Raw genomic sequence first — 20673 nt, forward strand, 5'->3', positions numbered from 1 at the left:
CGTGAAGGACGGTGCCGATCACACCGCCGCGCCCGCCAGGATCTGCTTGAGCGCGGCGACGTGTTTGCCAAAGCGCGTGCGCCCGGTTGCGGTGATCCGCGCCCAGGTGCGCTGCCGCCCATCGACCGGCGCCTTGCGCAGTGCGATCAGGTCTGCGTCAGCCAAGGCCGACAGATGCTTGGACAGCACGGAATCGCTGCACTTGGTAATCTCGCGCAGCCGGGCAAATTCGGCATCCTGCACGTGGCTCAACACCGCCATGACTTGCAGCCGCGCGGGCGCCTGGAGCAAAGGTTCCAGCCCATCGAGATCAGCCGTGGTTTCAGCCTCGGTGGCCATGCTCACGCCTCTTGCATTTCGCGCACGAACACGCGCTGCCACGTCACGCTGCCCCAATAGCTGATGCCAAAGGTGATGACGGCCAGCGCCAAGCTGAGCAGCGGCATGCCGGCATGCAGGCTGGCCCAGACACTGGCGATGTAGAGCGCGGCGATAGCGACCAGCAGCAGCAGCGCCACGCGCCGCGTGCGCCCACGGCGATAGCCATTGATGAACACACCGAGCCGGCGGCGGTCGGACATCACGCAGGCGATGATCCCGGCCATGACGGCGACAAACAGCGCGATGCGCCAGCCAAACGCCACCGCTGGCGTCGCCACCAGCACCGCTTCGCACAAGGCGAAAGCCGCGTGGCGCCAGGGCGGACAGGCGAGCGTGGCCAGCTCGCGCTGGGCGCCAACGACGGCACCCAAGGCGGCGCGGGCTTCATCTTTTCCAATTGCGCTCATCATGTCATTCCTCACTTTCCATGTTGGAAAGCGATACAGCAGACTTTCCGATTCGGAAAGAGATAATTTTCCAGAATGGAAAGTGATCATGTCGGATTGCTAGAGGGGTGCCATTTGACCGTTTGCAGCCTAGAAACAGCGTCATGTCTGACTCCGTTTCCGCACCCGCCTTATCGTCTCCCTCGCTGATCCGCCTTTTGGCGATCATGGCCCGCCTGCGTGATCCGCACGGCGGCTGCGAATGGGATCTGGCGCAGGATTTCGCCTCGATCGCGTCCTACACGATCGAGGAAGCCTATGAGGTGGCGGATGCCATCGCGCGGGATGATATCGCCGCGCTGCGCGAGGAACTGGGCGATCTGCTGCTTCAGGTGGTGTTTCACAGCCGCATGGCGCAGGAGGCTGGCCATTTCGCCTTTGACGATGTTGCCGCCGCGATCGCCGACAAGATGGAGGATCGCCATCCGCACATCTTTGGCGGCGAGGACGATCACGGCCAATCGCGCGAGGAACGCTGGGAAAACCGCAAGGCTGCCGAACGCGCCGCCAAGGGCGCGCAGAGTGCGATGGATGGCGTCGCCCTCGCCCTGCCCGCACTGATGCGTGCGGAAAAGCTGCAGAAGCGCGCCGCGCGCGTGGGGTTCGACTGGCCCGATACGGCCGGCCCCACCGCCAAGGTGATCGAGGAACTCGACGAGCTGGCCGCGGCGCAAACCACAGCGGAACAGCTGGATGAAGCCGGCGACCTGCTGTTTGCCGCGGTCAACGCCGTGCGCGCCTATGGCATTGCCCCCGAAGACGCGCTGCGCCACGCCAATGCCAAGTTCGAGCGGCGTTTCCGCGCGATGGAGGCATTGGCGCAAGGCCGCTTTGCCATGCTGGACCTGGATGCCCAGGAAGCACTGTGGCAGGCGGTGAAAGTGTCAGAGCGTAGTGAAGCGGCCGATATCAGCGAGGCTTAACCGCACGCTGAGGCGCAGTGCCGTCTGGTCTTCGTTGGGCTCTTCGCGCAGCACTTCACCATGGGCGTGCAGCCAGGCGAGGCGCTGGCCATCGCTGACGGGCACAGTGAGTTCCAGCACTTGCGCATTCCCGGTCAGCATGTCGCTCAAGACGCTGAGCAGGGTATCTGTGCCCTCCCCCGTCATCGCGGAAATCGGCACGACCTTCTGCTCGGGTACGCCATGAGCAATCATCGCCTCGCGCATGGCGCGCTCTTCGGCGCTGAGCATGTCCCACTTGTTCCAGGCCTCGACGATCGGGATCTCGCTGCCACCCTCCCCGATCACGCCCAGGTCCGTAAGGATTTCTTCCACCTCGGCCTTTTGCTGGGCCGCCGCCGGGTTGGCGATATCGCGCACGTGCACGATCACGTCGGCCGCCGTCACTTCTTCCAGCGTGGCGCGGAACGCCGCGACCAGCTGCGTGGGCAGATCGGAAATGAAGCCGACCGTGTCTGACAGGATCGCCTTTTCCACCCCCGGCATGCGGATGGCCCGCATGGTGGGATCGAGCGTGGCGAACAGCAGGTCTTCGGCCATCACCGCAGCGCCGGTCAGGCGGTTGAACAACGTGGACTTACCAGCGTTGGTATAGCCGACCAGGGCAATCACCGGCCATGGCGCGCGCTGGCGCCGTTCGCGGTGCAGGCCACGGGTGCGGCGCACCTGTTCCAGTTCGCGGCGCAAGCGGCCCATGCGGTTGCGGATCATCCGCCGGTCCGCCTCAATCTGGGTTTCACCAGGGCCACCCAGGAAGCCAAAGCCGCCGCGCTGGCGTTCGAGGTGGGTCCAAGAGCGCACCAGGCGACCAGCCTGGTAATCGAGATGGGCGAGTTCCACCTGCAGCCGCCCTTCGGCGGTGGCGGCACGTTCGCCAAAGATTTCGAGGATCAACCCGGTGCGGTCGATCACCTTGCGCTTGAGCTTGTCTTCCAGGTTGCGCTGCTGGATCGCCGACAGCGCCCCATCGACGATGACCAATTCGGCCTCGTTCTGCGTGGCGCTGACGGCGAGGCGTTCGACCTGCCCTTCCCCGAACAGCGTGCCGGGGCGCACCGCGCGGATCGGCACGATGAACGCGTCGACCACTTCGATGCCAATGGCGCGGGCCAGGCCCTGCCCTTCTTCCAGGCGCGCTTCGGCATCCTCGCCCAAGCCGCCGCGCTGGCGAATATCGGGCAGAACAACAATGGCGCGCGCGCCACGGGTGACTTCGCCTTCGATGTCACCCGCATTGCGTCCAAATTCGAAAGTGCTCAGTTCGCTTCGCCTTCCCAGTCACCCGTCAGATCGACATGGCCGGCCGGCTGAATCGTCGAGACGGCATGCTTATAGGCAAGCTGCACATAGCCTTCGCGTTCCAGCAGCATGCAAAAAAGGTCGTAGGCCGCGACCTTGCCCTGCAGCATGACGCCGTTGACCAGGAACATGGTAACCTGCACGCCGGCATCGCGCACGCTCGACAGGAACACTTCCTGCAACAGGCGCTTCTTGCCGTTTTCGTCGTTGCCGCTCTGGAAGTGGGCAACCGAAAGCTGCTGGCCCGGCATGATCGTGGAGATCGCATGCTTGTAGACCAGCTGCGACTGACCATCGCGGCGCAGCAGGATCGAGAAATTGTCAAACCAGGTGACGATGCCCTGCAGCTTGACGCCCTTCACCAAAAACATGGTGACGGGAATCTTGTTCTTACGCAGATGGTTGAGGAACACGTCCTGAAGGTTCTGGCCCTTCACGGCGCCGCCGCTGGCGACAGGTGCGGGCGTAGTCGCAGGCGCAGCGGCCTCGGCAGGGGCTGCGGCTTCGGACTTGGCGCGGGGACGCGCAGACAGGGTCTTTCCGGTCATTCTTGTGACTCCGTTCTATTGGCGGGCCCCGGTCCTTTCGGCGCTATTCCGGGGCTTCGCGATCTGGCTCACGATCATTGCGGTGCAAGATGACACGGCAATGGCCATGGGCCGGCTTCGAACCTTGTCTTATGGCCGCTTTGCGGCTGCGTAAACCGGGTTTTTGTCGCAAACGTTCGCTTGTGCGTAAAAGCCTGGTGGAACGCCCGCCAGACGGTCAGTCGTCTTCCTCGTCCTCGCGCCGCTCGGCCATGCCCAACAGCTTGAGCTTGCGATGCAGGGCAGAGCGTTCCATTCCGATGAAGCTGGCGGTCTTTGAGATGTTGCCGGAAAAGCGCCGGATCTGCACCTTGAGGTACTCGCGCTCGAAATTCTCGCGCGCCTCGCGCAGCGGCACGCCCATCAACGCCGAGGTGCCGGTATCGGCGCCAAGCCGGGTGGAGACGATTTCGGCGGGCAGCATGTCTGCCTCGATCCGGGCCAGGCGCTCGCGCGGGGTGAGGATGATCGTGCGCTCCACCACATTGCGCAGCTGGCGCACATTCCCCGGCCAATCATAACTTTGCAACGCGGCCATGGCCTCGGGCGTGATGCCCGGCGGCGAAACGCCCTGCTCGCTGGCATAGCGGGTGAAGAAATGATCGACCAGCGAGGGGATGTCGTCGCGCCGATCGGTCAGCGGCGGGATCGCGACTGGTACCACGTTGAGGCGGTAGAACAGGTCTTCGCGGAAACGCCGCTCGGCGATTTCCTTTTCGAGCGGGCGCGAGGAAGAGGAAACGACCCGCACGTCCACGCGGATTTGGCGATGGCCTCCCACGCGCACGAATGCCTGCTCGGTCAAGACGCGCAGGATACGCGCCTGGCTCGAGGCTGGCATGTCGGCCACTTCATCGAGGAAGAGCGTGCCGCCATCGGCCATTTCCAGCAAGCCGGCGCGCACCAGCTTGCCATCGGCCTCTTCGCCGAACAGTTCCTGTTCAAAGCGTTCGGGGGTGATGCGCGCGGAATTGACGGTAATGAAGGCGTTTTGCGCGCGCGGGCTCCAGCTGTGGAGCAGGCGCGCGGCCACTTCCTTGCCCGATCCGGCCGGGCCGGTGATCAGCAAGCGGCTGCCGGTGTTGGCCACCCGCTTGAGCGTGGCACGCACCTGGTTGATCGCCGCCGAATTGCCGGTGAACTCTTCCGAGGCGACGAAGCCCTGGCGCAGGCGCTGATTTTCCCGGCGCAGGCGTTCCGTTTCGGTGGCACGTTCCACCAGCAGCAGCAGGCGTTCGGCCTCGAACGGCTTTTCGAGAAAATCCATCGCGCCGCGGCTGATGGCCGAAACGGCGGTATCGATATTGCCGTGGCCGGAAAAGATGATCACCGGCAGTTCCGGCTCGCGCTTCTTGATCTCGTCCAGCACTTCAAGCCCGTCCATCGGGCTGCCGTGCAGCCACACGTCGAGCAGGACCAGGCTGGGGCGGCGTTCGTCCACCGCTGCCAGGGCCGAAGTGCTGTCACCGGCAAGGCGGCAGCCATAGCCTTCGTCGCTGAGCACGCCCGCCACGAGTTCGCGGATGTCACGTTCATCGTCGACGATCAGGATATCGAGAGCCATGGGAATTTCTGAGTCCTGTGGAAAAAGCCTGATGGAATCGTGCGGTCCAGAAAGGATCAATGCGGCGCGGCAGCCACTGTATCGACGGGCGGTGCATTGGCAGGGGCCACGCCCCCGGCCTGGGCCAGGGGATCGCGGGCAAAGCGCATGGTCACGCGGGTGCCACCTTCCGGCTCGTTGGCAAAGGCCATGTCGCCGCCATGCTCCTCGACAATCTTGTTGACGATTGCCAGGCCCAGCCCGGTGCCCTTTTCACGCGTGGTGACGTAGGGTTCGAGAATGCGCTCGCGCTCCACCGGCAGGCCAACGCCATTGTCGATCACGGTGACCACGACGGCCGCATCATCGGCATGAAGCTGCACCGCGATGCGGCCGCGGTAATCAAGGTCAGACACCTTGGCGCGCTGCTGCTCGATCGCCTCTACCGCGTTCTTGAGCACGTTGGTCATCACCTGGCCGAACTGGTGCCGATCGCACTGGAACGGCACGGCCGGCGCATCGCTGGTAAAGCTGAAGCTGACCTCGCCATGCGCCACTTCCTGAAGGAACAGCGCCTGGCGCACCAGATCGCTGGCATCCTCACTGCGGAACACCGGCTTGGGCAGGCGCGCGAACGAGGAGAACTCGTCCACCATTTTGCGCAAGTCGCCCACCTGCCGGATGATCGTGGCAGTCAGTTCCTCGAACAGTTCGGGATCGGTCACGATCTGCCGGCGATAGCGGCGCTTGAGGCGCTCGGTCGCCAGCTGGATCGGCGTCAGCGGGTTCTTGATCTCGTGTGCGATGCGGCGGGCGACGTCCGACCAGGCCGCGCGGCGCTGGGTGATCAGCTGGCGGGTGATGTCCTCGAACGTGATCACGTGGCCGTGGCGATCGGCCCGTGCCTTGACCGCGAGGGTGAGCAGTTCACCTTGGCGGGCATATTGTACGATGCCGCTGCTTTCGCCGTTGGCAACAAGCTGCGCGATCTGTGGCGCGATTTCGGTCAGCGTGCGGCCATCGGCAGAGACGCGGGGATCTTCGAGCAGGAGCTTCTGCGCCGAAGAGTTCATCAGCTGGATGGTGCCATCCGGCCCAACCGAAACGATCCCGGCCGTGATCGATTCCAGCACGGTTTCGATGAACACGCGCCGCACGTCGAGCTGGGCGTTGGCATTGACCAGCGCCTGGGTCTGCCCTTCCAGTTGCGCCGTCATGCGGTTGAAAGCGCGGGTCAGCATGCCGACCTCGTCGATGTTCTTGACCGGTGCCACGCGCATGGCAAAATTGCCGCTGCCCACGCTGCGCGCGGCCTTGACCAGTTCGGCCAGCGGGGCAACCTGGCGATCGGCAAAGCGCAACGCCACCCACACCGCCAGCATTACCAGCGCCAGGCTGATCACGAACAGCGCGACATTGAAACGCAGTTGGATCGCGCGCGCACTGCGGCTGAGCATGTCATAGGCGGACAGCACGCTGTTGGCGCGCTCGAACTGGCTCAGCGCCAGCTTGTCGGAGTTGCGTGCCACATACAGATAGATGCCGCGCTGGTGATCGATTGGGGTGACCGCCTCGATCCGCTCGGCTGAGGCGTTGACGACGACCTGCTCCCCGGCATCGAGCTTGCGCAGTTCATCGGGCGTAACGCGCTCGCGGTTGTCCTTCGCATTGGGATCAACGATTGCAGCGGTGCGCAGGGTGCCATCGCGGCCGCGCTCGATGATCGCGCTCTCGTCCATCTTGCGGCTGTAGACCTGCCAGGAATAGCCGGCGAGAAAGTCTTGGCTGGTGATCGGGGCCTGGTCGAAATAACCGCGCACGTCGCCGGCCATGGCCACGCTTTCGCGGCCGACATCGCGCAGCTTGTCGGCGTAATAGCCGCGGGCCAGGCTGTTGGCATTTTCCAGCATGCCGCGGGAATCGCTGGAAAACCAGAATTCCACGCCAGATTGGAAAAGCAGCGAGGCAAAGATCACGACCAGCAGCGTGGGGATCGCCGCGATCAGCGAAAACAGCCAGACCAGGCGCACGTGCAGCCGCCCGCTGGTGCCAAGGCCGCTGCGCGCGGCCCGCGCCAGGGCCAAGCGGCGGCCCGCCAGCACGATAAGCGCCATGGCCGGCACCAGCGAGCCGATGAGCAGGACCGAGGTGAGCCGTGCCGGCAACAGTTGATTGGCGGCGCTGTTGGCGCTGACCGTCTGCCATGAGACCATCAGCATCGTGATCAGCGCGGTTCCGGCAGTCATTTCCAGCAGGAGGAACACGTTGGCGCGGCGCAGCGACACCAGCAGCCGTCGCCACCAGCGCGGCAGTCGTTTGCCCGAACGTGTTGCATTTGCGACCATCGTGGCGCCTTTACAACGCTGCTGTTGCAAAAATGCAAGTGCTTTTATGACACACCGCGTCTGGACGAGGCGCGTCAGCGACCACCCAAGGCATCTTCCGGCGCAATGCCCAGATCGACCAGGCGCTTGCGCAGCGTGTTGCGGTTGATCCCCAGCAGTTGCGCGGCTCGCAACTGGTTGCCGCCGGTCTGCGCCAAGGCATGAAGGAACAGCGGCCGCTCGAACGCGGCCAGCGCGGTGTCATAGAGCATGCCCGGGTCGGGCCGCGCCTCGATCAGGAATGCGTCGAGCGCCGTAGCGAAATCGGCCGGGGCAGCGTTGCCGATGCCCGCTTCGGGCTCGCCAGCGCGCTGGGCCGCGTTATCGCTGGCCAGCAGTGGTTCGATCGTGGCGTCATCGACCACATCGTCGCGCGCCAGCAGGGCCAGGCGGAAGATGAAATTGCGCAATTCGCGCACGTTGCCGCGCCAGGGCTGGCGCGCGAGCAGTGCCGCACCCGCGGCCGACAGCTGCCGCCGGGGCAATCCCTCGGCTGCGGCCCGCGCCAGGAAATGGCGGGACAGCGCCTCCACGTCGTCAGCCCGCTCGCGCAGTGGCGGCAGTTCGATCGGCACGACGGCGAGGCGGTAGTAAAGGTCTTCGCGAAATGTGCCGGCGGCGATCATCGGCACCAGATCGCGATTGGTTGCCGCAATGATCCGACAGTTGAGCGCGATTTCCTCCGTGCCGCCCACGCGGCGGATGCGCCCGGATTGCAAGGCGCGCAGCAAGCGGGTCTGCGCCTCCAGCGGCATGTCGCCGATTTCGTCGAGAAACAGCGTGCCGCGCGCGGCCTGTTCGAACTTGCCGATCTGCCGGGCTACCGCCCCGGTGAACGCGCCCTTTTCGTGGCCGAACAGCTCGCTTTCGATCAACTCGTGCGGGATGGCAGCGGTGTTGACCGCCACGAACGGCCCGTCCCGCCGGTTGCCCAACTGGTGGATCGCTTCGGCCACGAGTTCCTTGCCGGTGCCGGATTCGCCCAGGATCAGCACGGTCAGATCATTGCGCAACACGCGCGTGATCATGCGATAGACCGCCTGCATCGCCGCGCTACGCCCGACCAGCGGCAGGCCCTGCCCCAGGTCTTCGGCAGCATCGGGCAGATCGCTGCCGTCCGATGCGCCCAGCGCCTGGCGCACCGTGCGCACCAGTTCTTCCAGGTCGAACGGCTTGGGAAAATATTCAAACGCGCCGGTGTCGCTCGCCCGCACCGCTGTATCGAGCGTGTTCTGCGCCGACAGGATGATCACCTGCATGCGCGGAAACGCCGCACGCACGGGGGGAAGCGTTTCGATGCCGTCACCATCCGTCAGCATCACGTCGGTCAACATCAGGCCATAGGGCTTGCTCGCCAACAGGCAATCGCGCCCGGCAATGCTGTCGCAGCGGTCAACGTGCAGGCCCTCGGCCTCGAGCGCCGCGGTGATGACGATGGCGATGGAGGAATCATCCTCGACCAGCAGAATCGACTCTTTCATGCGCTCAATCATTCTGCACAGTGCCGGCAACGGGCAGATGCAGGCGGAAATGCGTCCACCCCCCCACCTCGTCGCGATCATGGGTAATGCGCCCGTTCATTTCCCGCACCAGCTTCTGTACCAGGGCGAGGCCCAGGCCCTGGCCGTTTTTCTTGGCGGTGACGAAGGGCTCGAAGATATGGTCGCGCAGCGCAGGATCGATGCCCGGGCCATTGTCGCTGACGCGCACCTCGATCGGCAGGCGCAGCGGCTTACCCGCGCGCGAATGCACCTGGATGCCGCTGGCAAAGCGCGTGCGCACCACGATGCGGCGGTTGTCCTGCCCCTCGCATGCCTCGCGCGCATTGGTCATGAGATTGAGCAGGATCTGCACCAGGGCATCGGGATTGGCCGTGACCGGGGGCAGCGAGGGATCGAATTCCTCCCGCACCACCACGCCACCCGGGTCGCTGGCGGCGATCACCGCCTGGGCGCGGCGCACCGCTTCGTGCAGGTTGCAGGGCACGGCAGGCTCGCGGATGCGGCGGGAAAGCGACTGCATGTGATCGATCAGCTTGGCGATGCGATCGACCTCGGCGGTGATCAGCCCGGTCAGCGCGCGGTCCGCCTCGCCCAGCTTGCGGTCGAGCAATTGCGCCGCGCCGCGAATGCCGGCGAGCGGATTCTTGATTTCATGGGCCAGCACCTCGGGCGCGCGCAGGGCGCCGGTCTCGCCCGCACCGGCACCGGGCACGTCGTCGCTTAAGCCTTCCACCCCGCTCATTTCGTGCAGGACCAGCATTTGCCAGCCCGGATGATGCTGGACCGGCGCGGTCATCACGTCGAGCGCGCGGGTGCTGCGGCCGGGTAGGCCAACGCGCACGCGCCGCGCCACCAGGTGCGTCTCGGCATCGGCAAGGCGATGCAGAATCAGCGGTTCTTCAAAGGCCAGAACGTCGATCAGGGCCTTGCCGACCAGGCGCCGCGCCCCCTGGCTCAGCAATTGTTCGGCCGCCGGATTGACCGCCGAAATCGTCATGTCGGGCGCCAGCAGCAATACGGCCAGCGGAAAGCTGGCAATCATGCGCTTGGGATCGGGCCGCACCAGATGCTCGGCGCGGGCGCGGTCCAGCCCTTGCGTCATGCCGCTTCGCGGTGGTGCAGCGGGGCGTAGAACGCTTCGAGATTGGCGAGCACGTCCTGCGCATCATCGATGAAGTTGACGCGGTTGCGGAACTCGGCCGACCCCGGCAGGCCCTTGGTGTACCAGCCCAGGTGCTTGCGCGCCATGTTCACGCCGGTGACGGCGCCATAGTGGTCGAGCATCGACTGGTAATGTTCCACGATCAGGCGGTATTGCTCCTCGATCGTGGGATCGGGGCGTACCTCGCCGGTCTGCAGCCAGTGCATCACCTGCCCGAGCAGCCACGGGCGGCCATAGGCACCGCGCCCGATCATCACGCCATCGGCACCGCTTTGCGCCACGGCCTGGGCCACATCCTCGATCCCGCAGATATCGCCGTTGACGATCACCGGAATGGTCACCGCTTCCTTGACCTTGCGGACAAACGCCCAGTCGGCGCTGCCCTTGTACATCTGGTTGCGGGTGCGGCCGTGCACGGTGATCATCTGCGCGCCAAGATCCTGAGCGATCCGTGCCAGTTCCGGGGCATTGAGGCTGTCATGGCACCAGCCCATGCGCATCTTGACCGTGACCGGAACCTTCACCGCCTTGACCGTCGCCTCGATCAGGCGCGCTGCCAGCGGCACTTCGCGCATCAGCGCAGACCCGGCATAGCCGTTGACCACCTTGCGCACCGGGCAGCCCATGTTGATGTCGATGATGGCCGCGCCGCGATCTTCCGACAGCTTGGCCGCTTCCCCCATCTGCTCGGGATCGCAGCCGACCAGCTGCATCGAGACCGGTTCCTCGGTGGGGTGCCACGCCCATTTCTGGATCGACTGGCGGGTTTCGCGGATCGCGGCGGGGCTGGCGATCATTTCCGTCACGTTGAGGCCCGAACCGAAGCGCCGCACCATCAGGCGGAACGGCAGATCGGACACGCCCGTCATCGGCGCCAGCACCACCGGGCAGCCAATGCGCACGGGGCCAACGTCGAGCGGGGCGAGAACGGGGGGAGTGGGAACCTGGGTCATGACCGAACGATACTGCCTAAAAAACAGGCAGCCCTTAGTCGAATACGCGCGAGTGGGCAAGCGCCCGTCCGGGAGGGCCAAGCCGCCGCTTGGCTTCCCTGCGCCCTGCTGGTAGAGGCGCAGCCGGAATGAACCCTGTCCCTCCCCCTTCAGACCATCAATCCTTGAGCAGGACGGCCGCCATCGTGGTCGCCGCCGGCAAGGGCCTGCGCGCCGGCGGCAGCCTGCCCAAGCAGTTTGCCCTGTGGCAGGGCAAGCCACTGGTGCGCCACAGCGTGGAATCGCTGATTTCTGCCGGTATCGCGCCGGTGATGGTGGCGATCCCGCGCGGTTGGGAAGAGGTGGCGGCCGCGGCCCTGCAGGGATTGCCCGATGTCGTATTCGTCCATGGCGGAGAGACGCGGCGGGAATCGGTAGCGTGCGCGCTGGAAGCACTGGCTGACGATTCCCCCGACCACGTGCTTATTCACGACGCTGCCCGTCCGGTCCTGCCGCGCGCAGTGATCGATCGCCTCTCGGCGGCGCTGGCATCGGCGCCGGGCGCCATCCCGGCCCTGCCCGTGGTTGATAGCGTGGTGCGCGGCGCCGATGGCCAGCGCCAGACAGCCGTTCCGCGCGACGGCCTCTATCGCGTGCAGACACCGCAAGCGTTTCATTATCATGCCATCCTTGCCGCCCATCGTGGCTGGAACGGCGGCGCCGAAGCGGGCGATGATGCACAGGTGGCCGATGCCGCGGGCCTGGCCGTGGCGCTCGTTGCCGGAGACGAGGCCTTGCGCAAGGTCACCTTTGCCAGCGATCTGGAGACTGCCCCGATGCCAGCCCCCCTTCCCCGCACGGGCATGGGTTTTGACGTTCACCGCCTGGTCACGGGGCAAGACCTGTGGCTGTGCGGCGTCAAGATCGATCATGCCAAGGGCCTTTCGGGCCACAGCGATGCCGACGTGGCGATCCATGCCCTGGTCGATGCGCTGCTCGGCGCTATTGCAGCCGGTGACATCGGCGATCACTTCCCGCCGTCCGATGCGCAGTGGAAAGGCGCCTCGTCCGATCGTTTCCTGGCGCATGCCGCCGCGCTGGTGGCGCAAAGCGGCCATGCGATTGCCAATGTCGACGTGACGATCATCTGCGAAGCGCCCAAGATCGGCCCACACAAGGCGGCCATGCGCGCCCGCCTCGCCGCAATCCTGGGCCTGCCGATCGACCGCGTCAGCGTGAAGGCGACGACCACCGAGCGCCTGGGAACGACCGGCCGCGGCGAAGGCATTGCCGCGCAGGCCGTTGCCACCGTGGTGCCGCAATGATCAGCCTGACCCTTGCGCGCCGCAGCGCCGCCACGCTCGCCCTTGCCGGATTGCTCGCGGGGCAGCAGGCCTTTGCGGCAGACGCTCGCGCCTGCCTGGAGCCGGCCGATGTCGACGCCATGGTGGCCTATGCCCTGCCATCGGCGATGGACAGCGCGATCACGTTCTGCGCGCCGCACCTGGCGCCGCAGGGCTATTTCGCCCGCGAGGGCCAATCGCTGGTGCAGCGCTATGCCCAGGCCAAGCCGGCTGCCTGGCCGCGCGCCAAGGCAGCGCTGCTCAAGCTGGGCCAGGCCGACGCCAAGGGCGGTGACCAAACCATCGCGCAGATGGCCCGGTTGCCCGACAAGGCCTTGCAGCCGTTTGCCGATGGCATGGTGGGGCAGATGGTCACCGAATCGATCAAGCCGCAAAGCTGCGCGCCTCTGGAACAGATGACGCGCCTTCTGGCGCCATTGCCGCCGGAAAACACCGCCAGCCTATTCACCTTCATCATCCGCATGGTCGATTCGCCATCGCGCAAGCCGGGCATCGTGCCCCGCAAACCCGGGCTGCCCCTGTGCCCGGAAACCCCATGACAACGGAACACCCCCCAATCATGCCCCCCGAAACCGACTCCCTTCTTCCGCACGACATCGTCGCGCTGGCCCAGCGCGTGATCGAGGCCAATCGCAGCATCGGCCGCACGGTCGCTTTGGCCGAAAGCTGCACCGGCGGTCTGGTGGCAGCGGCGCTGACCGAAATCGCCGGTAGCTCGAGCGTGCTCGATCGCGGCTTCGTGACCTATTCGAACGAGGCCAAGCACGAGTTGCTGGGTGTATCGCTCGATGTGATCGATGCGGTTGGCGCGGTATCGGTGGCCACCGCGTGGTCGATGGCGCAGGGTGCCCTCGCCCATTCGCAGGCCGATGTTGCGGTGGCGATCACCGGCATTGCCGGCCCCGATGGTGGTTCGGAACAGAAGCCCGTCGGCACCGTGGTGTTTGCCCGTGCGCACCGCGGCCAGAACCCGGAAGACATCATGGCCGAAACCCGGCTGTTCGATGACTGCCAGACCCGCAGCGCCGTGCGCCACCAGGCCACGCTTTGCGCCCTAGAACTGCTGATGCCGCCCGAAGCGGACTGAGGCCACGCGGCCCCGTACGATAGCGGGGCCGAAGCTCAGCCGTGATCAGGCCTCGACCGGGCCATAGAGCTTGGCCGCGCGGGTTTCGAAGGCGGCGACCATCTTGCGGAACGCGCGATCGAGGTACTGGCCCGCCAGCTTTTCGAACAAGGCGTTGCGAAAGCTGAAATCGACGCAGAAGTCGATCACGCAGCCCGTGCCGTCGTCACCCGGGCGGAATGCCCAGGTGTTGGACAGGCTTTTCATCGGCCCGTCGAGATATTCCACCTCGATCCGGTCAGGCTTGGCCTTGCGCACGCGCGAGGTGAACTTTTCGCGCAGCGCATTGAAGCCGACGAGCATGTCGGCGACCATCTCGGTTTCACTGTCCGCCTTTATCCGCGTGGCCACGACCCAGGGCAGAAACTCCGGATAGCGGCGCACGTCGGCGACGAGGTCGAACATCTGTTCCGGCGACCATTGCAGCCGCCGCTGTTCGGCGATGCGCGGCATCTTATGCCCCGGCGCGCGCCGCTGCCTTGGCCAGCTGCGCCTCGCGCGTGGCGCGCATCTGGGCAAAGTCTTCGCCGGCGTGATAGCTCGAACGGGTCAGCGGGCTTGATGCCACCTGCAGGAAGCCCTTGGCCCGGGCAATCGCGCCATAGGCATCGAACGCCTTGGGCGTGACGAATTCCATCACCTTGGTGTGCTTGGGCGTGGGCTGAAGATACTGGCCCATGGTGAGGAAATCGATCTGCGCCGAGCGCATGTCATCCATCACCTGGTGCACTTCCAGGCGCTCTTCACCCAGGCCCAGCATGATACCCGACTTGGTGAAGATCATCGGGTTGAGCCGCTTGACCTGTTCGAGCAGGCGCAGCGACGCGTAATAGCGCGCGCCGGGCCGGATCGTGGGATAGAGCCGGGGCACGGTTTCCAGGTTGTGGTTGTACACGTCCGGTCCCGCCTCGACGATGGCGGCAACCGCGCCTTCCATCTTGTTGCGGAAATCGGGCGTGAGGATTTCGATCGTGGTCTGCGGCGTCTGTTCGCGCAGCGCCTTGATCACCTTGACGAACTGCGAGGCGCCGCCATCAGGTAGATCGTCGCGATCGACCGAGGTGATGACGATGTGTTCCAGCCCCATGCGGGCCGCCGCTTCGGCCACGTGGCCCGGCTCGGAAATGTCGACCTTGCGCGGCATGCCGGTCTTGACGTTGCAGAACGCGCAGGCGCGGGTGCACACGTCACCCAGGATCATCACGGTGGCGTGCTTCTTGGTCCAGCATTCGCCGATGTTGGGGCAGGCTGCCTCTTCGCACACGGTATTCAGCTTCAAGTCGCGCATCAATTGGCGCGTCTCGCCATAGCCCTTGCTGGTGGGCGCCTTTACACGAATCCAGTCAGGCTTGCGCATGCGCTGAGGCTGGGCGGGCTCAAGGTTCGAGGCAGTGTCGGTCATGCCTGCGCAGATAGGCGTAACTTGGGGCACTTGAAAGTGCCAATCGAACACGGCATGGCGTTTGCTCATGGCAAACGCGACATCCCCCGAGCTGGATCAGCTCCTCGCCGGCTACCGCCGCTTCCGTGACCATGGTTGGACCCCGCATCGTGAGCGCTGGGAGCGCTTGCGCGAAGGGCAGGAACCCAAGGTGATGATCATCGCCTGTTCCGACAGCCGCGTCGACCCGGCCCAGGTGTTCGACACCGATCCGGGCGAAATGTTCGTGGTGCGGAACGTGGCAGCCATGGTGCCGCCGTTCGAAACCTCGCCCGGTCATCACGGTGTTTCCGCCGCGCTGGAATTCGCCGTGCAGGTGCTCAAGGTCAAGGAAGTCGTGGTGATGGGCCACGGCATGTGCGGCGGCTGCCGCGCCGCGCTGACCCAGGAAATGGCCGGGGCCGCACGCGGCGCCGGTGGCTTTGTGGCCGACTGGATTTCGCTGCTCGACGAGGCGCGCAAGCCGGTGGTCGAAGAGCACGGCACCAGCGGCCGCACCGCCGAGCGCGCGATGGAACTGGCCGGCGTGAAGGCCAGCCTTGCCAACCTGCGCACCTTCCCGTGGGTGAAGGAAAAGGAAGACGCCGGCGACCTTACCCTGCGCGGCGCATTCTTTGCCATTTCCGATGGCATCCTGCACCTGCTGGACGAGGAAACGGGCACGTTCGCCCCAGCAGCCTGATTTCAGCTAGCAAAAAGATCCCAGAAAGGAAAAGGGCGGCCCCGCAAGGAGCCGCCCTTCATCCTTTGTGGCGTTAAAGGCGCTTACTTGGCGCCCTTGGTCACCACGTACTGGATCCACAGCTGCGCCAGAGGCAGGCGCACGCCGCTGGTGATCGTGGAAAACGCTGCCTTGGCTTCATCGTACTTGCCCTGATCGGCCAGCGCGATGCCCAGGCGGGTTTCGATGCGGTCCTTGTCGGCTTGGGCTGCGATGCCCTTGCTCAGCGCTGCCTTGTAGAGCGTTTCGGCCTTGGCCGCATCGCCATACGAAAGATAGGCGTCGGCGGTAATCGCCGAGAGCTTGCCATCGGCGGTCTTGGCCGCATCGCGTTCCATGGCCGGGAGCGAGGCCTTGTCGCCAGCGGCGATACGGGCCTTGGCCTGGGCCAGGGCATCAGACACGAACGGGTCGGATGCCTTGAGCGCACCCGAAGCAATGCCCTGTTCGGCCAGCTTCTGCACTTCACCGGGCAGGCGGCGTGGGTCGGCCGCCTGGATGTATTCCACGAATTCGCGGCCAGTGTACTGCTTGTCCACGCCCAGCGCGCCCGTGCGTTCGAACAGGCGGCCCAGATCGACCGACTCTTCCTTGCCGAACTGGCTGAATTCGCGGGTCAGCTGGCCAGCGCCGAGCCAGTTGATCGGGGTGGGATCAGCCGCAACCGACAGCAGGCCCCATTCGATCGCCTGCGGGCCCAGCTTGGCGTTGTAGGCAATGACCTGGCCACGCTTGTACCAGCTCACCGGCACAGTGCCGTTCGCGGCCTTGCGGGCGGCGATGGCAGCCTTGAGCGCGTCGAGCGCCTGGGTCGGCTGGTTCTGCTGGACATAGGAATCGGCCAGCAGTTCGGCGGCGTTGTCTTCGCTGTAGTTGGCGTCGACGGCAGCGCGCAGCGCCTTGGTGGCGGTGGCATAGTCCTTGTTCTGATAGGCAGTGGCGCCCAGGAAGTACTGCACCATCGGCACCTTGTCGGCGCCGAGCTGGCCGCTGTCGGCCATGTTCTGCAGGCCCTTCTGCTGTAGCGCGCCGTCACCCATGGCACCGCCCAGGATCTGCTGCCACTGGCCCAGGATCAGGCGATCGAGGGGGGTCTTGGCGCCGGCTTCCACCGGACCGATTTCACCGGCCAGCTTCTGCGCGCCAGCCTTGAATTCAGCCTCGGGGGCCTTGCCCTTGGTGGCCTGCCAATCATTGAAAGACTTCTGGAACGGCGCGGCCGCTGCCGCAAATTCCTTGGAGTTGCCGCCAGCGGCAGGCTGCTCCTTCTTGGCTTCCTTGGCGATCGCAGGAGCGATCATGCCGCCAAGACCAAGCCCCGATGCCAGCGCAACGGCCATCGCCGTGCGCGCAACCGTGCCCTTACCCGAATTCCACAAAGAACCGCGCATCTCTTATCTCCTGTTCGACCCCGACGGTGCCCGTGTCGCATGTTTCGGATTCACGTGGCCCCGCCGTTTACCCTGGTCGGCCCTGCGCTAGTGGCGCGGAATGGCTCCCTTGGCAACTCTGCGCTTGCTAGGTGGGACGGGGTGAACGCGGATTGAATGGCATTTCGTCCTGCTGTTCAGGCAGCTTGTCGCATGTGTGGAAAAGTGATGGTTAGTTGGGTCGGAAACGGCATGGTTTGCTGGCCTTTTGCGCGCAAGGCGCCTAGGGCGGTTACTTTCCAGACAACGAAATGACAAAGCCACCATCGTGAGCGACGACACCCCGAACCTCGATCCCACCCCCGGCACGCCGGACCATGAATTCCAGCGGATCGACATCGTCGACGAAATGAAGACCAGCTACCTCGATTACGCGATGAGCGTGATCGTGGCGCGTGCGCTTCCCGATGTGCGCGACGGTTTGAAGCCGGTGCATCGCCGCATCTTGTGGACCAGCCACGAGAACGGCTTCACCTCGACCAAGCCCTATCGCAAGTCTGCCCGTATCGTCGGCGATACCATGGGTAAGTATCACCCCCATGGCGACGCGGCGATCTACGACGCGCTGGCGCGCATGACCCAGGACTGGTCGATGCGCCTGCCGCTGATCGACGGCCAGGGCAACTTCGGCTCGATGGACCCCGATCCGCCAGCCTCGATGCGCTATACCGAAGCGCGTCTGGCCAAGGTGTCGGACTCGCTGCTGGCCGATATCGACAAGGACACGGTCGACTTCCAGCCCAACTATGACGGGGCGGAGCACGAGCCGCAGGTTCTGCCGGCGCGCTTCCCCAATCTGCTGGTCAATGGCGCCGGCGGCATCGCGGTGGGCATGGCCACCAACATTCCGCCGCACAACCTGGGCGAAGTGATCGACGGCTGCCTGGCCTATATGGACAACCCGTTGATCACGATCGACGAGCTGATCCAGATCATTCCCGGCCCCGATTTCCCCACCGCCCCGTTGATCCTGGGCGCCGCCGGTGCGCGCAAGGCCTATACCGAAGGGCGGGGCTCGATCATGATGCGCTGCCGCCACGAGGTGGAGGAAGGCCGCGGTCGCGACGCCAACCGGCGTTCGATCGTGCTCACCTCGATCCCCTACCAGGTCGGCAAGTCCAACCTGGTCGAAAAGATTGCCGAGGCCGCCAAGGACAAGCGGATCGAGGGCATTTCCGACATCCGCGACGAATCCAACCGCGAAGGCGTTCGCGTCGTGGTGGACTTGAAGCGCGATGCCTCGCCCGAGGTCGTGCTCAACCAGCTGTGGCGCAATACCCCGGCCCAATCCAACTTCCCGGCCAACATGCTCGCCATCCGTGGCGGGCGTCCGGAAATCCTGACCCTCAAGGATATCATCGAAAGCTTCGTGCGCTTCCGCGAGGAAGTGATCACGCGGCGCACCAAGTTCGAGCTGAACAAGGCGCGCGACCGCGCCCACGTGTTGCTTGGCCTGGTGGTGGCGGTCACCAACCTCGATGAAGTGGTCAAGATCATCCGCGGCTCGGCCAATCCGGCGCTTGCCCGCGAGGCGCTGCTCGCCCGCGAATGGCCGATGGGCGAAATCGCGCCCTATATCCGCCTGGTCGAGGCGATCGAGGACGACGCGGTTGCCGGCGAAGGCACCTATCGCCTCTCGGAAATCCAGGTCCGCGCGATCCTCGACCTGCGCCTGCACCGCCTGACGGCACTCGGCCGCGACGAAATCGGCGAGGAACTGGAAAAGCTGGCCGCCGCGATCGCCGAATACCTGGCGATCCTGGCCGACCGCCAGAAGCTTTACGCTGTGATGCGCCAGGAACTGGTGGAAGTGCGCGCGGCCTATGCCACGCCGCGCCTGTCGCAGATCATGCCGGCTGCCGATGGCATCGACGATGAAGATCTGATCGAGCGCGAAGACATGGTCGTGACCGTGACGCTCGACGGCTATATCAAGCGCACGCCCCTTTCCACGTTCCGCGCCCAGGCGCGTGGCGGCAAGGGCCGCTCGGGCATGGCGACCAAGGAAGAGGATGCCGTCGCCACGATGTTCGTGGCCAGCACCCACACCCCGGTGCTGTTCTTCTCCACCGCCGGCAAGGTCTATCGCCTCAAGGTGTGGCGCCTGCCTGAAGGCGGCGCGGCCACCCGCGGCCGCCCGGTGGTCAACCTGCTCCCCGCGCTTGACCAGGGCGAAACAATCGCCGCCGTGCTGCCCTTGCCCGAAGACGAGGCCGAATGGGGCGCGCTCAACGTCATGTTCGCCACGGCCAAGGGCAATGTGCGCCGCAATGCGATGGATTCGTTCGCCAACATCCCGTCGAACGGCAAGTATGCCATGAAGTTCGAGGAAGATACCGACGATCGCCTGATCGGCGTGGCGCTGCTGTCCGAAGGGGACGACGTGCTGCTGGCCAGTCGCGCCGGCAAGGCCATCCGCTTCCCGGCCGACGACGTGCGCGAGTTCCAGAGCCGCACCTCCACCGGGGTGCGCGGCATGGCGCTCAAGGACGGGGACGAGGTCATCTCGCTGTCGATCCTGCATCGCGCCGGGGTCAAGGACCAGGACGAGCGCGAGGATTACCTGCGCTTTGCCCCGTGGAAGGCCGAGAAGGAAGGCGAGCCGCAGATGAGCGCCGAACGCTACCAGGAACTGGTGGCCAAGGAGCAGTTCATCCTCACGGTCTGCGCCAACGGCTATGGCAAGCTGTCTTCGGCCTATGAATATCGCCGCACCGGCCGTGGTGGCCAGGGCATTACCAATATCGACAACATCGGCCGCAATGGCCCGGTCGTCGCCAGCTTCCCCGCCTCGCAGGCCGACCAGCTGATGCTGGTGACCGACCAGGCCAAGCTGATCCGCCTGCCGCTTTCCTCGCTGCGCGTGATCGGGCGCGGATCGGCCGGCGTGCGCTTGTTCAACGTTTCGGGTGACGAGCACGTGGTGGGCGCGGTGCGCCTGGCCGAGCAGGACGCCGATGACGGTGAAGGTGAAGCGATCGCCGACGAAGCAATCGCCGGCGACGCTGCCGAAAGCGATGGCGCAGAAGGGGGTGCGGACGAATGAGCGGGCATCCCGTGATCGCCTACAAGGTGCTGACCGCGCCGCAGCGCGCCGAACTGGAACAGGGTTCGTTCGGCGGCGCGCCGGTCGATCTGGCCGACGGCTATATCCATATGTCCACAGACGATCAGCTGACCGTTACCGTGGATAAGCACTTTGCCGGGCAGGACGACCTGCATGTGGCCGCCATCGACCTGTCGGGCTTTGGCGAAACCCTGAAATGGGAAGTGTCACGCGGCGGGGCGCTGTTTCCCCATCTCTATGCCCCGTTGCCGCTGGCCGCGGTGGTGGCGATGGAGCCGCTTTCGCGGCAAAGCGATGGCAGTGTGGCGCTGCCCCGGGCGCGCTGA

General features: G+C 65.3%; 19 protein-coding genes. 7 read left to right on the plus strand and 12 right to left on the minus strand.

All coding sequences use genetic code 11. The features are described 5' to 3' along the window. Positions 1-18: 18 nt before the first annotated feature. Together C8K14_RS07260 and C8K14_RS07265 are read right to left on the minus strand one after the other, a co-directional pair. The gene (locus tag C8K14_RS07260; RefSeq protein ID WP_107716185.1) at positions 19-339 is read right to left on the minus strand and encodes a transcriptional regulator; all 321 of its coding nucleotides are present in this window, start codon (positions 337-339) and stop codon (positions 19-21) included. Between the two features lie 2 nt (positions 340-341). Continuing rightward, entirely contained in the window at positions 342-788 is a 447-nt protein-coding gene (locus C8K14_RS07265) for a hypothetical protein (RefSeq protein WP_107716186.1), read from the minus strand. A gap of 143 nt (positions 789-931) precedes the next feature. Between C8K14_RS07265 and mazG the strand changes: the two genes are divergently transcribed. After that, entirely contained in the window at positions 932-1750 is an 819-nt protein-coding gene (gene mazG, locus C8K14_RS07270) for a nucleoside triphosphate pyrophosphohydrolase (protein ID WP_107716187.1), read from the plus strand. Here the strand turns inward: mazG and hflX are convergent. From hflX to dusB, 7 genes are all read right to left on the minus strand, one after another. Beyond that, entirely contained in the window at positions 1712-3049 is a 1338-nt protein-coding gene (hflX, locus tag C8K14_RS07275; RefSeq protein WP_107716188.1) for a GTPase HflX, read from the minus strand. The two genes, mazG and hflX, sit on opposite strands and share 39 nt — an antisense overlap. Further along, positions 3046-3636, minus strand: a complete 591-nt coding sequence (hfq, locus tag C8K14_RS07280; protein WP_022678471.1) for an RNA chaperone Hfq — start codon at positions 3634-3636, stop codon at positions 3046-3048. Before hfq ends, hflX begins: the two co-directional genes overlap by 4 nt. 217 nt (positions 3637-3853) lie before the next feature. Next, the gene (locus C8K14_RS07285; RefSeq protein WP_022678473.1) at positions 3854-5239 is read right to left on the minus strand and encodes a sigma-54 dependent transcriptional regulator; all 1386 of its coding nucleotides are present in this window, start codon (positions 5237-5239) and stop codon (positions 3854-3856) included. 56 nt (positions 5240-5295) lie between these two features. Next, positions 5296-7563 (minus strand): ATP-binding protein, encoded by a 2268-nt coding sequence (locus C8K14_RS07290; RefSeq protein ID WP_022678474.1) that lies wholly within the window; start codon positions 7561-7563, stop codon positions 5296-5298. Positions 7564-7637: 74 nt separating this feature from the next. Continuing rightward, the gene (locus C8K14_RS07295) at positions 7638-9083 is read right to left on the minus strand and encodes a sigma-54 dependent transcriptional regulator (RefSeq protein ID WP_107716289.1); all 1446 of its coding nucleotides are present in this window, start codon (positions 9081-9083) and stop codon (positions 7638-7640) included. A gap of 4 nt (positions 9084-9087) precedes the next feature. Beyond that, positions 9088-10206 (minus strand): nitrogen regulation protein NR(II), encoded by a 1119-nt coding sequence (locus tag C8K14_RS07300; RefSeq protein WP_022678476.1) that lies wholly within the window; start codon positions 10204-10206, stop codon positions 9088-9090. Continuing rightward, positions 10203-11219, minus strand: a complete 1017-nt coding sequence (gene dusB / locus C8K14_RS07305; RefSeq protein WP_062784399.1) for a tRNA dihydrouridine synthase DusB — start codon at positions 11217-11219, stop codon at positions 10203-10205. The genes C8K14_RS07300 and dusB overlap by 4 nt, the downstream gene beginning before the upstream one ends. Before the next feature lie 128 nt (positions 11220-11347). On the opposite strand from dusB, the gene C8K14_RS07310 reads away from it, so the two are divergent. Genes C8K14_RS07310 through C8K14_RS07320 form a run of 3 tightly spaced genes read left to right on the plus strand, consistent with a single transcriptional unit; the run spans position 11348 to position 13649 of the window. Beyond that, entirely contained in the window at positions 11348-12523 is a 1176-nt protein-coding gene (locus tag C8K14_RS07310; protein WP_107716189.1) for a bifunctional 2-C-methyl-D-erythritol 4-phosphate cytidylyltransferase/2-C-methyl-D-erythritol 2,4-cyclodiphosphate synthase, read from the plus strand. Further along, positions 12520-13101: a hypothetical protein gene (locus C8K14_RS07315; protein WP_062784403.1), complete on the plus strand. Its 582-nt coding sequence runs from the start codon at positions 12520-12522 to the stop codon at positions 13099-13101. Before C8K14_RS07310 ends, C8K14_RS07315 begins: the two co-directional genes overlap by 4 nt. A gap of 20 nt (positions 13102-13121) precedes the next feature. Then, complete coding sequence (locus C8K14_RS07320; RefSeq protein ID WP_022678480.1) at positions 13122-13649, plus strand: CinA family protein; 528 nt, start codon at positions 13122-13124, stop codon at positions 13647-13649. 45 nt (positions 13650-13694) lie between these two features. Here the strand turns inward: C8K14_RS07320 and C8K14_RS07325 are convergent, their stop codons facing one another. Together C8K14_RS07325 and lipA are read right to left on the minus strand one after the other, a co-directional pair. Next, complete coding sequence (locus C8K14_RS07325) at positions 13695-14141, minus strand: type II toxin-antitoxin system RatA family toxin (RefSeq protein ID WP_062784405.1); 447 nt, start codon at positions 14139-14141, stop codon at positions 13695-13697. A gap of 1 nt (position 14142) precedes the next feature. Continuing rightward, positions 14143-15090, minus strand: coding sequence for a lipoyl synthase (gene lipA / locus C8K14_RS07330; RefSeq protein ID WP_022678482.1), 948 nt, complete (start codon positions 15088-15090; stop codon positions 14143-14145). 67 nt (positions 15091-15157) lie between these two features. On the opposite strand from lipA, the gene C8K14_RS07335 reads away from it, so the two are divergent. Continuing rightward, positions 15158-15811 carry a carbonic anhydrase gene (locus C8K14_RS07335; RefSeq protein WP_022678483.1) on the plus strand — a complete coding sequence of 218 codons (654 nt, stop codon included), beginning with the start codon at positions 15158-15160 and terminating at the stop codon, positions 15809-15811. A gap of 83 nt (positions 15812-15894) precedes the next feature. Here the strand turns inward: C8K14_RS07335 and C8K14_RS07340 are convergent, their stop codons facing one another. Then, complete coding sequence (locus C8K14_RS07340) at positions 15895-17241, minus strand: tetratricopeptide repeat protein (protein WP_107716190.1); 1347 nt, start codon at positions 17239-17241, stop codon at positions 15895-15897. Positions 17242-17548: 307 nt separating this feature from the next. On the opposite strand from C8K14_RS07340, the gene gyrA reads away from it, so the two are divergent. Together gyrA and C8K14_RS07350 are read left to right on the plus strand one after the other, a co-directional pair. Beyond that, the gene (gene gyrA, locus C8K14_RS07345) at positions 17549-20326 is read left to right on the plus strand and encodes a DNA gyrase subunit A (RefSeq protein WP_107716191.1); all 2778 of its coding nucleotides are present in this window, start codon (positions 17549-17551) and stop codon (positions 20324-20326) included. Next, complete coding sequence (locus tag C8K14_RS07350; protein ID WP_022678486.1) at positions 20323-20673, plus strand: DUF952 domain-containing protein; 351 nt, start codon at positions 20323-20325, stop codon at positions 20671-20673. The genes gyrA and C8K14_RS07350 overlap by 4 nt, the downstream gene beginning before the upstream one ends.

It is taken from the genome of Novosphingobium sp. GV079 (genome assembly GCF_003058045.1).
Classification (GTDB): Bacteria; Pseudomonadota; Alphaproteobacteria; order Sphingomonadales; family Sphingomonadaceae; genus Novosphingobium; species Novosphingobium capsulatum.